General features: G+C 71.8%; 14 protein-coding genes. 11 read left to right on the top strand and 3 right to left on the bottom strand.

Annotation, left to right across the window (positions count from 1 at the left end; translation table 11 throughout):
- Positions 1-88: 88 nt before the first annotated feature.
- From GA0070603_RS15125 to GA0070603_RS15085, 9 genes are all read left to right on the top strand, one after another.
- On the top strand, positions 89-1,273 hold the full coding sequence (locus GA0070603_RS15125) for an ABC transporter substrate-binding protein (protein ID WP_091313639.1): 1,185 nt from the start codon (positions 89-91) through the stop codon (positions 1,271-1,273).
- Positions 1,274-1,278: 5 nt separating this feature from the next.
- Positions 1,279-2,433 carry an ABC transporter ATP-binding protein gene (locus GA0070603_RS15120; RefSeq protein ID WP_091313635.1) on the top strand — a complete coding sequence of 385 codons (1,155 nt, stop codon included), beginning with the start codon at positions 1,279-1,281 and terminating at the stop codon, positions 2,431-2,433.
- Positions 2,430-3,341, top strand: coding sequence for an ABC transporter permease (locus GA0070603_RS15115; RefSeq protein WP_091313632.1), 912 nt, complete (start codon positions 2,430-2,432; stop codon positions 3,339-3,341). The genes GA0070603_RS15120 and GA0070603_RS15115 overlap by 4 nt, the downstream gene beginning before the upstream one ends.
- Positions 3,338-4,180 carry an ABC transporter permease gene (locus GA0070603_RS15110; RefSeq protein WP_244282532.1) on the top strand — a complete coding sequence of 281 codons (843 nt, stop codon included), beginning with the start codon at positions 3,338-3,340 and terminating at the stop codon, positions 4,178-4,180. Before GA0070603_RS15115 ends, GA0070603_RS15110 begins: the two co-directional genes overlap by 4 nt.
- Positions 4,177-5,598, top strand: a complete 1,422-nt coding sequence (locus tag GA0070603_RS15105; RefSeq protein WP_091313628.1) for an NAD(P)/FAD-dependent oxidoreductase — start codon at positions 4,177-4,179, stop codon at positions 5,596-5,598. Before GA0070603_RS15110 ends, GA0070603_RS15105 begins: the two co-directional genes overlap by 4 nt.
- The gene (locus tag GA0070603_RS15100; protein WP_091313625.1) at positions 5,598-6,800 is read left to right on the top strand and encodes a saccharopine dehydrogenase family protein; all 1,203 of its coding nucleotides are present in this window, start codon (positions 5,598-5,600) and stop codon (positions 6,798-6,800) included. The genes GA0070603_RS15105 and GA0070603_RS15100 overlap by 1 nt, the downstream gene beginning before the upstream one ends.
- Entirely contained in the window at positions 6,797-7,810 is a 1,014-nt protein-coding gene (speB, locus tag GA0070603_RS15095) for an agmatinase (RefSeq protein ID WP_091313622.1), read from the top strand. Before GA0070603_RS15100 ends, speB begins: the two co-directional genes overlap by 4 nt.
- 96 nt (positions 7,811-7,906) lie before the next feature.
- Positions 7,907-8,242 carry a type II toxin-antitoxin system RelE/ParE family toxin gene (locus tag GA0070603_RS15090; RefSeq protein ID WP_167544627.1) on the top strand — a complete coding sequence of 112 codons (336 nt, stop codon included), beginning with the start codon at positions 7,907-7,909 and terminating at the stop codon, positions 8,240-8,242.
- The gene (locus GA0070603_RS15085) at positions 8,239-8,550 is read left to right on the top strand and encodes a helix-turn-helix domain-containing protein (protein ID WP_091313619.1); all 312 of its coding nucleotides are present in this window, start codon (positions 8,239-8,241) and stop codon (positions 8,548-8,550) included. Before GA0070603_RS15090 ends, GA0070603_RS15085 begins: the two co-directional genes overlap by 4 nt.
- A 78-nt stretch (positions 8,551-8,628) precedes the next feature.
- Here the strand turns inward: GA0070603_RS15085 and GA0070603_RS15080 are convergent, their stop codons facing one another.
- The 3 genes from GA0070603_RS15080 to GA0070603_RS15070 are packed head-to-tail and all read right to left on the bottom strand — an operon-like array spanning position 8,629 to position 11,805.
- Positions 8,629-8,976: a DUF779 domain-containing protein gene (locus tag GA0070603_RS15080; RefSeq protein WP_091313616.1), complete on the bottom strand. Its 348-nt coding sequence runs from the start codon at positions 8,974-8,976 to the stop codon at positions 8,629-8,631.
- Entirely contained in the window at positions 8,976-10,481 is a 1,506-nt protein-coding gene (gene adh, locus GA0070603_RS15075; protein WP_091313613.1) for an aldehyde dehydrogenase, read from the bottom strand. Before adh ends, GA0070603_RS15080 begins: the two co-directional genes overlap by 1 nt.
- Positions 10,482-10,521: 40 nt before the next feature.
- Positions 10,522-11,805 carry a GAF domain-containing protein gene (locus GA0070603_RS15070; protein ID WP_091313610.1) on the bottom strand — a complete coding sequence of 428 codons (1,284 nt, stop codon included), beginning with the start codon at positions 11,803-11,805 and terminating at the stop codon, positions 10,522-10,524.
- Between the two features lie 197 nt (positions 11,806-12,002).
- Here GA0070603_RS15070 and GA0070603_RS15065 point away from each other — a divergent pair, with 197 nt between their 5' ends.
- Entirely contained in the window at positions 12,003-12,668 is a 666-nt protein-coding gene (locus tag GA0070603_RS15065) for a response regulator transcription factor (RefSeq protein ID WP_091313607.1), read from the top strand.
- The gene (locus tag GA0070603_RS15060; RefSeq protein WP_091313604.1) at positions 12,665-13,717 is read left to right on the top strand and encodes a sensor histidine kinase; all 1,053 of its coding nucleotides are present in this window, start codon (positions 12,665-12,667) and stop codon (positions 13,715-13,717) included. Before GA0070603_RS15065 ends, GA0070603_RS15060 begins: the two co-directional genes overlap by 4 nt.
- The last annotated feature ends 98 nt before the right edge of the window (positions 13,718-13,815 follow it).

Genomic DNA, 13,815 nt, shown 5'->3' with positions numbered 1-13,815 from the left:
CAGGATCAGTCGTCCATCGCCATTGACCCTCCCGCCGGCGCGCCACCCCCGTCCCGCCGCCGACGATGACCCCCCTAGGAGTCGTCACATGCGTAGTCCCCACCGGCACCTCACGCGGCGTGGTCTGCTCACCGGGACCCTCGGCTCGGCCGCCCTGCTCGCCACGGCGGGCACGCTGGCCGGCTGCGGCACCAAGGGTGCACAGCAGACCGAGGCCGGTTGCAAGAGCGAGGATCTCTCCGCCACGGAGAAGAAACTGGCCTTCTCGAACTGGCCGCAGTACATGGACGCGGACGAGAAGGACGAGTCCAAGCGCCCCACGCTGGACGAGTTCATCAAGAAGTCCGGCATCCAGGTGACCTACACCGAGGACGTCAACGACAACAACGAGTTCTTCGGCAAGGTGCAGAACCAGCTCGCCGGCTGTCAGACCACCGGGCGGGACATCATGGTCCTCACCGACTGGATGGCGGCCCGGATGATCCGGCTCGGCTGGATCCAGAAGCTGGACAAGGCCAAGCTGCCCAACGTCGAGGCCAACCTGCTGCCCTCACTGCGCAACCGCTCCTTCGACAGCGACAACCAGCTCGCCATCCCGTGGCAGTCCGGCCTGGCCGGGCTCGCGTACAACGCCAAGGTGGCCAAGGAGATCCGCACCGTCGACGAGCTGCTCACCCGCCCCGACCTCAAGGGCAAGGTGACCGCGCTGTCGGAGATGCGGGACACCATGGGCCTGCTGCTCCAGTCCAACGGGCACGACCCGGCGAACTTCACCACGGCGCAGTTCGACGACGCGCTGAACAAGCTGAAGAAGGCCGTGGACTCCAAGCAGATCCGGAAGTTCACCGGCAACGACTACGCCCCCGACCTGGCCAAGGGCGACATCGCCGCCTGCATCGGCTGGTCCGGCGACGTGATCCAGCTCGGCTTCGAGGACGAGAAGATCAAGTTCGTGGTGCCCGATTCCGGCGTGATGCTGTGGTCGGACAACATGCTCGTGCCGAACAAGGCCACCCACAAGGCCAACGCCGAAGAGCTGATCAACTACTACTACGACCCGGCGGTCGCCGCGAAGCTCGCCGCGTACGTCAACTACATCTGCCCGGTCAAGGGCGCACAGGCCGAGATGGAGAAGATCGACCCGGAACTGGCCGCCAACCCGCTCATCTTCCCCGACGAGGCGATGCTGTCGAAGTCCAAGGTCTTCATGGCCCTGGACGAGAAGCGGGAGAAGGAGTACGAGGCCAAGTTCCAGCAGGTCATCGGGGCGTGAGGCACATGGGACACGAGACACCGGCCGGCGATCTGCGCCTGGCCAACCTGACCAAGCGGTTCGGCGTCTTCACCGCGGTGGACGACCTCAGCCTCACCATCCCACAGGGCTCGTTCTTCGCCCTGCTCGGGGCGTCCGGCTGCGGCAAGACCACCACCCTGCGGATGATCGCCGGGCTGGAGGAACCGACCAGCGGGCAGGTGCTGCTCGGCGACCGTGACATCGCCGGGCTGCGGCCGTACAAGCGGCCGGTGAACACCGTGTTCCAGAGTTACGCGCTCTTCCCGCACCTCGACATCCACGAGAACGTGGCCTTCGGGCTGCGCCGGCGGGGCATCCGCAAGGTGACCGACCAGGTCGAGCGGATGCTCTCGCTGGTGCAGCTCGAAGGGTACGGCCGGCGCAAGCCGGCCCAGCTCTCCGGCGGCCAGCAGCAGCGCGTGGCGCTGGCCCGGGCGCTCATCAACCACCCGCAGGTGCTGCTGCTGGACGAGCCGCTCGGCGCGCTCGACCTCAAGCTGCGCCGGCAGATGCAGATCGAGCTGAAGCGGATCCAGACCGAGGTCGGCATCACCTTCGTGCACGTCACCCACGACCAGGAGGAGGCCATGACCATGGCCGACACGGTCGCGGTGATGAACGCCGGCCGGATCGAGCAGCTCGGCGCCCCCGCCGACCTCTACGAGTACCCGGCCACCGCGTTCGTGGCGAACTTCCTCGGCCAGTCCAACCTGCTGGCCGGCGAGGCCGCCGGCCGCAGCGGCCACGACGTGCTGGTCACGGCGCACGGCGCGCGCTTCTCGGTGCCCGCCGGCCGGGCCCGGGCCGATTACGGGCCGGTCTTCCTCGGGGTACGTCCCGAGAAGCTGCACCTGGTCGGCGGCCCCGATCAGGTGCCCGCCGGCCACCAGCACCTCGGCGGCGTGGTCAGCGACGCCTCGTACGTCGGGGTGAGCACGCAGTACCTGGTGCGCACGGCGTGGGGCAGCGAGCTGTCCGTGTTCGCGGCGAACAGCGGGGTCGGCGGGCGGCTGCCGGTCGGCGCCCCGGTGACCGCGCACTGGGATCCACGGCACGCCTTCCTGCTGCCCCGGGCGGCCGGTGAGGACGACCAGACCAGCCCGCTGCTCGACGAGCCGCCGGTGGGTGCGCTGTCATGAGCGCCCTGGCCCACGTACCGACCTCGTCGGGGCAGCCGGCCGCGCCGCCAGGGACCCGGCGGGGGCGGAGCAGGCTGCTGCCGTACCTCCTGCTGCTGCCCGGCGCCGCCTGGCTGCTCGTCTTCTTCGTCCTGCCGCTGCTCCAGCTCGCCGCCGCCAGCCTCTACGACCCGAGCGGGTCGCTCTCCACCGGCTACGCGATGACCGGGGAGGTCGGCAACTACTGGGTCGCGTTGCAGGCGTACTGGCCGCAGTTCGCCAGGTCCTTCGTCTACTCGGCGATCGCGCTGGTGCTGGCCCTGCTCATGGGCTACCCGCTGGCGTACGCGATCGCCCAGAAGGCCGGCCGGTGGAAGAACCTGCTGCTGGTGGCCGTCGTCGCGCCGATGTTCACCAGCTTCCTGGTGCGCACCCTGGCCTGGAAGACCATCCTGTCGGACAACGGCTGGGTGGTCGGGCTGCTGCGCGAGGTGCACCTGCTCGGGGCGGACGGCCGGCTGCTGGCCACCCCGTTCGCGGTGGTGCTCGGCCTGACGTACAACTTCCTGCCCTTCCTGGTGCTGCCGCTGTACGCGAGCCTGGAGCGGCTCGACCCGCGGCTGCTGGAGGCGGCGAGCGACCTGTACGCGAGCCCGCTGCGCGCCTTCCGGAAGGTCACCCTGCCGCTGTCCATGCCCGGGCTGATCGCCGGCACGCTGCTCTTCTTCATCCCGGCCACCGGCGACTACATCAACGCCGAACTGCTCGGCACCCCCAACGAGTACATGATCGGCAACGTCATCGACTCGGCGTTCCTGGTCCGGCTGGACTACCCGCAGGGCGCGGCGCTGTCGTTCCTGCTGATGGCCGCGATCCTCGCGATCGTCTTCGTCTACCTGCGCAAGGCCGGCACGGAGGAGGTGCTGTGAAACTGAAGCGTTGGCTCGCCGACCGCTGGGTCATGGGCGTGGCACTGCTCGTCCTCGGCTACCTCTCGCTGCCGATCCTCGTGGTCGCCGGGCTCTCCTTCAACCGGCCGTCCAGCCGGCTGTCCTACGACTTCAACGAGTTCACGCTCGACAACTGGACCCACCCCTGCGCCACCTCCGACATGTGCGACGCGGTGGTACGCAGCATGGAGATCGGCCTGATCGCCACGGTGGTCTCCACCATCCTCGGCACGCTCATGGCGTTCGCCCTGGTCCGGCACGGCTTCCGCGGCCGGTCCGGGATCAACGGCCTGATCTTCCTGCCGATGGCCACCCCGGAGCTGGTGATGGGCACCTCGCTGCTCGCCCTCTTCGTGGCCGCCGGGGTGCCGCAGGGCTTCTGGACCATCGTCATCGCGCACGTGATGTTCTGCGTGTCGTTCGTGGTGGTCACCGTCAAGGCCCGGCTGGCCGGCATGGACCGGCGGCTGGAGGAGGCCGCCATGGACCTCTACGCCAGCGAGTGGCAGACCTTCCGGCGGATCACCCTGCCCCTGGTGCTGCCCGGCATCGTGGCCGCCGCGCTGCTGGCCTTCTCGCTGAGCTTCGACGACTTCATCATCACGAACTTCAACGCCGGCACCACTGTCACCTTCCCCATGTACGTCTGGGGCGCCGCCCAGCGGGGAATCCCGCCGCAGGTGAACGTCATCGGCACGGCCATGTTCGCGATCGCGCTGCTCCTGGTCGGCGCCAGCTCGCTGCGCGGTCGCCGGGCCCGGCGCGCCGCCCTCGCGGCGCCCGTCGCCGCCGTCGGGGCCGGCAAGAGCGCGTCATGAACCTCCCGCATACCGGCCGGGCGCTGGCCGACGCCGCGCCCGTCCCGTACTGGCTCGACCGACCGGAACGCCCGGATCCGCTACCGCCCCTGGCCGGCGTCCACGACGCCGACCTGCTGGTGGTCGGCGGCGGCTACTCCGGGCTCTGGACCGCGCTGCTGGCCAAGGAGGCCGACCCGGACCGGGACGTGCTCCTGGTCGAGGCCGGCACCTGCGGCTGGGCGGCCTCCGGGCGCAACGGCGGGTTCTGCGCCGCGTCGCTCACCCACGGCCTCGCCAACGGCGCCGAGCGGTGGCCCGACGAGATCGACGAGCTGGAACGGCTCGGCCGGGAGAACCTGGACGCCATCGCCGACACCGTCGTGAAGCACGGCATCGACTGCGACTTCGAGCGCACCGGCGAGCTGGCGGTGGCCGTCGAGCCGTACCAGCTCGCCGGGCTGGCGGAGGACGCCGCGCTGGCCCGCCGGTACGGCCACGACGTGCGGCTGCTCGACCGCGACGAGGTACGCGCCGAGGTCGCCTCGCCGACGTACCTCGGTGGGATGTGGGACCGGGACCGGGTGGCCCTGCTCGACCCGGCGAAGCTGGCCTGGGGCCTGCGCCGCGCCGCCCTCGACCTGGGCGTCCGCATCCACGAGCACACCCGGGTCACCGGGCTGGCCCGCGACGGCGGCGCGCTGCGCGCGGCCACGGCCGGCGGCCCGGACGGCGTGCCCGGCGCGGTGCGGGCCCGGCAGGTGGTGCTCGCCACCAACGCGTTCCCGCCGCTGCTGCGCCGGCTGCGCGCCTGGCTGGTGCCGGTCTACGACTACGCGCTGATGACCGAGCCGCTGACGCCCGCCCAGCGCGACGCCATCGGCTGGCGCAACCGGCAGGGGCTGGCCGACACCGGCAACCAGTTCCACTACTACCGGATCACCGCCGACGGCCGGATCCTGTTCGGCGGCTACGACGCCATCTACCACTACGGCAACCGGATGGCTCCGGAGTTGGAGCAGCGCGAGGCCACCTTCACGGCGCTGGCGTCGCACTTCTTCACGACCTTCCCCCAGCTGGAAGGGTTGCGGTTCAGCCACCGCTGGGGTGGCGTCATCGACACCTGCACCCGGTTCTGCGCGTTCTTCGGCACCGCCTACGAGGGGCGGCTGGCGTACGCGGCCGGGTTCACCGGGCTGGGCGTCGGGGCGACCCGGTTCGGGGCGCGGGTGATGCTCGACCTGCTCGGCGGGGAGGACACCCCGCTGACCCGGCTCGACCTGGTCCGCCGCAAGCCGCTGCCGTTCCCGCCGGAGCCGATCCGGGCCACCGGCATCAACCTCACCCGCTGGTCGCTCGCCCGCGCCGACGCGCGGGAGGGGCGGCGCAACCTCTGGCTCCGTACTCTCGATCGTCTTGGACTGGGGTTCGACTCCTGATGCGTATCCTCCTCGTCGGCGCCGGTGGCGTCGGCTCCGCCGCCGTATCCATCGCCGCCCGCCGTTCCTTCTTCGAGACCATGGTGGTCGCGGACTACGACCTCGACCGCGCGTCACGGGCGGTGGCCGGCCACGGCGACCCGTTCGTCGCCGCCCGCGTCGACGCCTCCTCCGCCGAGGCGGTCGCCGCGCTCTGCCGGGAGCACCGGATCAGCCACGTGCTCAACGCCGTCGATCCGCGCTTCGTCATGCCGATCTTCGACGGCGCGTTCGCCGCCGGAGCCGACTACCTCGACATGGCCATGTCGCTGTCCCGGCCGCACCCGGACGCGCCGCACGCCGAGACCGGGGTGAAGCTCGGCGACGAGCAGTTCGCGCTTGCTGACCAGTGGTCGGCCGCCGGGCGGCTCGCGCTCTGCGGCATCGGCATCGAACCGGGCCTCTCCGACGTGTTCGCCCGCTACGCCGCCGACGAACTCTTCGCCGAGATCGACGAGATCGGGGTACGCGACGGCGCGAACCTCACCGTCGACGGCTACGACTTCGCCCCCTCGTTCTCCATCTGGACCACCATCGAGGAGTGCCTGAACCCGCCGGTGGTCTGGGAGGCCGACCGGGGCTGGTACACCACCCCGCCGTTCTCCGAGCCCGAGGTGTTCGAGTTCCCCGAGGGGATCGGCCCGGTCGAGTGCGTCAACGTGGAGCACGAGGAGGTGCTGCTCATCCCGCGCTGGGTGAAGGCGAAGCGGGTCACCTTCAAGTACGGCCTCGGTGACGAGTTCATCGAGGTGCTGAAGACGCTGCACAAGCTCGGCCTCGACTCGACGTCGCCCGTCCGCGTCCGCGGCGTCGAGGTGTCGCCGCGCGACGTCGTGGCCGCCTGCCTGCCCGACCCCGCCACCCTCGGCGACCGGATGCGCGGCAAGACCTGCGCCGGCACGTACGTCACCGGAACCGGCTTGGACGGGCGGCCGCGGCGGGTCTACCTCTACCACGTGGTCGACAACGAGTGGTCGATGGCGGAGTACGGCCACCAGGCGGTGGTCTGGCAGACCGCCGTCAACCCGGTCGTGGCCCTGGAACTGCTGGCCACCGGGGCGTGGTCCGGCGTCGGCGTGCTCGGCCCGGAGGCGCTGCCCCCGGTGCCCTTCCTCGACCTGCTGACCGGCTACGGCTCGCCGTGGGGAATGGAGGAGCGGTGACCCGCTACGGTCCGATGTTCGGCCCCGACATCACGTTCCTCGGCGTGCCCCCGTGCACGCTGGAGGAGCCGGTGACGTACGCCGACGCCGACGTGGTGATCGTCGGCGCACCCTTCGACGGCGGCACGTCGCACCGGCCCGGCACCCGGTTCGGCCCGTCCGCCATCCGTCAGGCCTGCTACCTGCCGCACGACGGCTCCCGCCCGTCCCTCGCGCTGCGCGTGGACGGCCTGCAGGACCTGACGGTGTACGACGCGGGCGACGTCGAGATGTTCTCCGGCGACATCGAGCGCTCGCTGGCCTCCCTGGAGACCGCCGTGCACGCGGTCGCCGCGGCCGGGGCCATCCCGATCGTGCTCGGCGGCGACCACTCCATCGCCCTGCCCGACGCCACCGGCGTGGCCCGGCACCACGGGCTCGGCCGGGTGTCGCTGGTGCACTTCGACGCGCACGCCGACACCGGGGACATCGAGTTCGGCTCCCTCCACGGGCACGGCCAGCCGATGCGCCGGCTCATCGAGTCCGGCGCCGTACGCGGCGACCGCTTCCTCCAGATCGGCCTGCGCGGCTACTGGCCGGGGCCGGAGACCCTGTCGTGGATGGCCGAGCAGCGGATGCGCTCGTACGAGATGACCGAGGTGGTGGCGCGCGGGCTGGACGAGTGCCTCGCGGAGGCGTTCGAGATCGCCACCGACGAGTGCGAGGGCGTCTTCCTCTCCGTCGACGTGGACGTGGTCGACCCCGGCATGGCTCCCGGCACCGGCACCCCCGAGCCGGGCGGGTTCACCTCCCGGCAACTCCTCGACGCCGTCCGCCGGGTCTGCTACGAGCTGCCGGTGGTGGGCGTGGACGTCGTCGAGGTCGCCCCGCCCTACGACCACGCCGACATCACCGCGTACCTGGGCAACCGGGTGGTGCTGGAAGCGCTGTCCGCAATAGCCCGCCGCCGCCGCGACGCCGCAGGCGGCGATCCCTGGAACCCGCACCAACCCCTCCTAGACGCCCGCTGACCCTTCACCCCGCTGTTTAGTCCGAGCTATAGTTGGGCCGTGGGTGCTGACGGGGCACGGTGGTCGGTACGGGTCACGGGCGAGGTCCGCCACTGACTGCGTGATCTGCGGCGGAACGATCCCGCGTCGTACGAGAGTGTCCGGGTCGCCGTGGACAAGTTGGCCGAGGTCGGCCCCGGCCTGGGCCGGCCCCTCGTTGACACGCTCCGCGGCAGCAACCTCCGCAATCTCAAGGAGCTCCGCCCCAGGTCGGGCCGTGACGTGGCGATCCGCGTGCTGTTCGTCTTCGACCCGTGGTCGCAGGCTGTGCTCCTGGTGGCGGGCAACAAGGCGGGCAACTGGAGCCGCTGGTATCAGCAGAACATCCCGATGGCGGAGGTTGCGTACAAGGCTTGGCTCGACAATGAGCGCGAGCGAAGGGGGGAGTCGTGACGGAGTTCTACGACTGGGACGAGGTCCGCGCCGAACTCGGCGGGGACGACGCGGCCTATGAGGCGGAGCGGGCCCGCACCGAGGCCTGGGTGAGCGCCTTCCACCTGGCCGAGGAGCGCAAGCGGCTGGGGCTCACCCAGCGACAGGTCGCCGAGCTCATGGGGGTCACCCCTGGCCGGGTCAGCCAGATCGAGAACGGCGACCTCGACGTGAACGAGGTGGCGACCCTGAGCCGCTATGCGGCCGCACTCGGCGCGAAGCTGCGCATCATCTTCGACTACGGGGACGACCTTCGGCAGATTGCTTGACCGCTGCCGCCTCGCGAAGCGCGGGACGAGGCGGCAGCGGTTCGGTTGTCCGGGTGTGCGAGTGAGGATCACGGACGGTCAGCGGGCCAGGTGGGAGCGGATCAGGAAGCGGACGCCCTCCGGGGCCTCCAGGGAGAAGCCGCTGCCTCGGCCGGGCACCACGTCGACCGTGAGCCTGGTGTGTTTCCACAGCTCCCACTGGGCTGTGGACATCCAGAACTCGACCGGCTCGGGCACGCCCTCCACCGTCAGCGAGGCGAGCAGCACGTCCGAGGAGCCGGTGCGGAACTCGCCGGCCGGGTAGCACATCGGGGCGCTGCCGTCGCAGCAGCCGCCGGACTGGTGGAACATGAGCGGGCCGTGGGCCGCCCGCAGCGACCGGATCAGTCCGGCCGCCGCGGGCGTCAGCGTGACGGGGTCACCCATCAGAAGAAGCCCAGCTTCTGGGGGGAGTAGCTGACCAGCAGGTTCTTGGTCTGCTGGTAGTGCTCCAGCATCATCTTGTGGTTCTCCCGGCCGATGCCGGACTGCTTGTACCCGCCGAACGCGGCGTGTGCCGGGTAGGCGTGGTAGCAGTTGGTCCAGACCCGGCCGGCCTGGATCGCGCGCCCGGCCCGGTACGCGGTGTTCATGTCCCGGGTCCACACGCCGGCCCCGAGGCCGTACAGGGTGTCGTTGGCGATCTTCACGGCGTCGTCCAGGTCGGCGAAGGACGTCACCGAGACCACCGGACCGAAGATCTCCTCCTGGAAGATCCGCATCGAGTTGTCGCCCTCGAAGATCGTGGGCTGCACGTAGTACCCGCCGGACAGCTCACCGCCCAGGTCCGCCCGCTCACCGCCGGCCAGAACGCGAGCACCCTCCTGACGGCCGATGTCCAGGTAGGAGAGGATCTTCTCCAACTGGTCGTTGGAGGCCTGCGCCCCGATCATCGTGTCGGTGTCCAGCGGATGCCCCTGCTTGACCGCCTTCGTCCGCTCGACGGCGGCGGCCAGGAAGTCGGAGTAGTGACCCTGCTGGATCAGCGCCCGGGACGGGCAGGTGCAGACCTCGCCCTGGTTGAGCGCGAACATCGTGAAGCCTTCGAGCGCCTTGTCGCGGAAGTCGTCGGAGGCGGCGCTGACGTCGTCGAAGAAGATGTTCGGGCTCTTGCCACCCAGTTCGAGGGTGACGGGTTTGATGTTCTCGCTGGCGTACTGCATGATCAGCCGCCCGGTGGTGGTCTCGCCGGTGAACGCCACCTTCGCCACCCGGGGCGAGGAGGCGAGCGGCTTGCCCGCCTCGACGCCGAAGCCGTTGACCACGTTGACCACGCCCGGCGGGAGCAGGTCGGCGACCAGCGAGAGCAGGTAGTGGATCGAGGCCGGGGTCTGCTCGGCGGGCTTGAGCACCACGGCGTTGCCGGCGGCGAGCGCCGGGGCGAGCTTCCAGACCGCCATGAGGATCGGGAAGTTCCACGGGATGATCTGCCCGACCACGCCGAGCGGCTCGTGGAAGTGGTAGGCCACCGTGTCGTCGTCGATCTCGCCGAGGGAGCCCTCCTGGGCCCGGATCGCTCCGGCGAAGTAGCGGAAGTGGTCGATCGCGAGGGGGATGTCGGCGGCCAGGGTCTCGCGTACCGGCTTGCCGTTCTCCCAGGTCTCGGCGATGGCGAGGGATTCCAGGTTGTCCTGCATGCGGTCGGCGATCTTGTTCAGGATGAGCGACCGTTCGGCCACCGAGGTGCGGCCCCAGGCGTCGGCGGCGCCGTGCGCCGCGTCGAGGGCCTTCTCCACGTCCTCGGCGGTGCCCCGGGCCACCTCGCAGAAGGTCTGCCCGGTCACCGGGGTGGGGTTCTCGAAGTACCGGCCGCCGTGCGGCTTCACGTACTCGCCGCCGATGAAGTGGTCGTAGCGGGACTGCCAGTGGGTGGGGGCGTCGTAGCGCGTCATGGGTACCTCCGCCGTCCGTCAGGGGTGGACGGCGGGGACGCTAGTTTCCGCGACGTTGCAGCAACGTTGCGCGCGGGAGGTCGTACTCCTCGGCGAGCTGGCGGGCCCGCGCCAGGGCGAGCGGCCGGCGCGGCGCACCCGGCGGCAACGCCCGCGCCAGGGCCTGCCAGGCGGTGAGGTCGTCGGCGCCGGTGGGTGTCGCGGTCCAGGCCGTGAGCAGCGCCGGGTCCGCGGCGGCCAGCACGGCCGCGCGGAGCTGGCCGTCGACCAGCCGACGCAGTCGCGCCACTCCCGGCGCGTCCGACCCGGGCAGCAGGGGCCCGGGGTACGCGCGCAGCGCCCCGGCCGGATCGCCGTGTTCCAGCAGTTCGGTGACGGTACGGAAGTCCGCGCGCACGGCCGGCCGCAGCCGGTAGGGGCGGGAGTCGAGCAGTTCCTCGCCGAGCGCCCGGCGCAGCCGGGACAGCTCGGCGCGCAGGGTGACCGGGTGCAGCCGGTCGTCGCCGTACAGGTCGAGGCCGAGCTGTTCCCCGGTGCGCCCCTCGGGGTGGTCGAGGAGCAGCACCAGCAGCTCGCTGTGCCGGCGACCGAGCCGGATCCGGCGGCCGGCCACGCGCAGCTCCGCCTCGTCCCGGCCGAGGGCGGCGACGTGCAGCACGTCGGGTTCGGCGGGGGCGGCGCCGGCCAGGAACGCCTCGGCGGCCCGGGCGGTGGCGCGGACCAGGGCCAGGCTCTGTGGGGTGGCCAGATGGTCCCCGCCGGTGATGTCGACGGCGCCGAGCAGCCGGCCGGTGGTCGGGTCGTGGATCGGGGCGGCGGCGCAGGTCCAGCGCTGGACCGGCCGGACGAAGTGCTCGGTGGCGAAGATCTGCACGCTGTGGTCGACGGCCAGGGCGGTGCCGGGAGCGTTGGTGCCGGCGTGGGCCTCGTCCCAGCGGGCGCCGGGCACGAAGTTCATCCGCTCGGCGTGCCGGAGCACCCCCGGGTGCCCCTCCACCCAGAGCAGCCGCCCGTCCGCGTCGCAGACCGCCATGAGGTGGGCGCCGTCCTGCGCGATGCCGCCGAGCAGGTCGCGGAAGAGGGGCAGCACGCGGGCCAGTGGGTGGGCGGCCCGGTAGCTCGCCAGCGCGTCGTCGGTGAGGTCGACCGGGGCGGTGGCCTCGGGGTCGAGCAGCGCGGACCGCTCCCACGAGCGGCGGACCACGTCGCGGACCCGGCCGGTGGTCGTGCCGGCGGTGAGGAACGCTTCGTGGGCGGCGCCGACCTGCGCGATCCGCTCCGCCGGATCGGCGCCGAATTCCAGGGCGAGCCACGGGTCAGCCATCGGCGACCTCCTCGCGCCCATGGTGACCCAGCTCACCCCCGATCGCCAAACGGCGGGACGAACGCCTCACACGGCACGACGGGGACCGTCACCGGCCCGCCGGCGTGGAGGATTGCTCCGGCGGCGCTTACGGAACCCTTATCTCCGGTCTGGGACCGTATGCGGGACGGCCGAGGAGCACGGGGGAGCGGACAGCGGTGCGGGTGTTGGTGGCGGACGACGAGCGGTTGCTGGCGGACACGGTCGCCGAGGGGCTGCGTCGGTTCTCGATGGCTGTCGACGTCTGCTACGACGGCGACGGCGCGCTGGAGCGGATCGGCGTCAACCGGTACGACGTGGCCGTCCTGGACCGGGACATGCCCGGCGCCACCGGCGACGAGGTGTGCCGCAGTCTCGCCCGGTCCGACGCCGGCACCCGGGTGCTGCTGCTCACCGCGGCCGCCGGCATCCGGGACCGGGTGGCCGGTCTCGGTCTGGGCGCCGACGACTACCTGACCAAGCCGTTCGCGTTCGCCGAGCTGGTGGCCCGGGTGCAGGCACTGGGCCGGCGGTCCGCCCCGGCGGTGCCGCCGGTGCTGGAGCGGCACGGGGTGGTGCTCGACGTGGCCCGGCACACGGTCACCCGGGACGGGCGGCCGCTCGGCCTGAGCCCCAAGGAGTTTGCCGTCCTGCACGTGCTCATGCGCGCCGGCGGCGGCGTGGTCAGCGCCGAGGACCTGCTGGAACAGGCCTGGGACGAGTTCGCCGACCCGTTCACCAATGCGGTACGGGTCACCGTGATGACGCTGCGCAAGAAGCTCGGCCAGCCGTCCGTCATCCACACCGTGCCCAGGGCCGGCTACCGGATCGGCGAGCCGGCGTGAGCCCCCGCCGGCGCGTCCTGCTGGTCGGGGCGCTCGCCCTGCTCGGCGGCTACTGGCTGCCCGGCCTCGGCAAGCAGCTGCTCGCCGGGGTGTGGTGGCGGGCGCAGGCGTTCTGCGACCTCCAGACGGTCGGCGTGGTGTGCGAGCCGGTCCGGCCGCTCATCCCGGTGCTGCCCGGGCTGATCGAGTTGCTGGTCCTGCTGGCCGGTGTGCTCGCCGTCTGGGGCGCGGCCCGCTGGTGCCTGCGCCCGGTGCGTGACCTCGCCGACCCGATCGCCGACCTCGGGCCGCAGAACCTCGGTCACCGGATCCGTCGGGGCGGCACCGACGAGCTGGGCCGGCTCTCCCGTGCCATCGACGACATGATGGACCGGGTCACGGCCGGCTACGAGGGGCAGCGGCGGTTCGCCGCGAACGCCTCCCACGAGCTGCGTACGCCGCTCGCGGTGCAGCGGACGCTCATCGAGGTCGGCATGGCCCAGTCGCTCACCGCCGAGCAGCTCGACCTGCTCACGGCCCAGCTGCTGGCCACCAACGAGCGCAACGAGCGGCTCATCGAGGGCCTGCTCGCGCTCAGCGAGAGCGACCAGGGGCTGCGCTCCTCCACCCCGCAGCGCCTCGACGAGATCGTCACCAGCGTCCTGGCCGCGTACGCGGACCGGGCGGCCGAGGCCGGGGTGACCGTGGAGAGCCGGCTGGCGCCCCGGGTCGTGCCCGGTGAGCGGGTGCTGCTGGAGCGTCTGGTCGGCAACCTCGTGGAGAACGGGATCAAGTACAACCGGCCGGGCGGCCAACTCACCGTCACCGTGGGCGGGGACCCGGCGCTGACCGTCGCCAACACCGGCCAGACCGTCCCGGGCGAGGCGGTCGCCGGCCTCTTCGAACCCTTCCGGCGCCTGGCCCGGGACCGGACCAACCAGGGCGGCGGTGCCGGGCTCGGCCTGGCCATCGCCCGCTCGATCACCCAGGCGCACGACGGCATCATCGCCGCCCGCCCGGGCGAGGACGGCGGCCTGCGGGTCGACGTCCAGCTACCCGCCGTGCGCTGACCCACCCCTTCCGACGACGGGAGCCGCCTTCGCGGCGTCCCGCGATGCCAACTGCCCGAAGGCGGCTCACGGGGTCCCGGGCGCGCCGGCTGCTCGAC

The organism is Micromonospora chersina (genome assembly GCF_900091475.1).
GTDB classification, from domain to species: Bacteria; Actinomycetota; Actinomycetes; order Mycobacteriales; family Micromonosporaceae; genus Micromonospora; species Micromonospora chersina.
Note: the sequence above shows the minus strand (reverse complement) of the source record. Positions and strands in the feature narration are given on the sequence as shown.

Excerpts from the sequence above, each read along its gene's own strand:
- GA0070603_RS15125 (WP_091313639.1), top strand. The coding sequence starts at position 89 with ATGCGTAGTCCCCACCGGCACCTCACGCGGCGTGGTCTGCTCACCGGG.
- GA0070603_RS15120 (WP_091313635.1), top strand. The coding sequence starts at position 1,279 with ATGGGACACGAGACACCGGCCGGCGATCTGCGCCTGGCCAACCTGACC.
- GA0070603_RS15115 (WP_091313632.1), top strand. The coding sequence starts at position 2,430 with ATGAGCGCCCTGGCCCACGTACCGACCTCGTCGGGGCAGCCGGCCGCG.
- GA0070603_RS15105 (WP_091313628.1), top strand. The coding sequence starts at position 4,177 with ATGAACCTCCCGCATACCGGCCGGGCGCTGGCCGACGCCGCGCCCGTC.
- GA0070603_RS15100 (WP_091313625.1), top strand. The coding sequence starts at position 5,598 with ATGCGTATCCTCCTCGTCGGCGCCGGTGGCGTCGGCTCCGCCGCCGTA.
- GA0070603_RS15080 (WP_091313616.1), bottom strand. The coding sequence starts at position 8,976 with ATGGGTGACCCCGTCACGCTGACGCCCGCGGCGGCCGGACTGATCCGG.
- adh (WP_091313613.1), bottom strand. The coding sequence starts at position 10,481 with ATGACGCGCTACGACGCCCCCACCCACTGGCAGTCCCGCTACGACCAC.
- GA0070603_RS15070 (WP_091313610.1), bottom strand. The coding sequence starts at position 11,805 with ATGGCTGACCCGTGGCTCGCCCTGGAATTCGGCGCCGATCCGGCGGAG.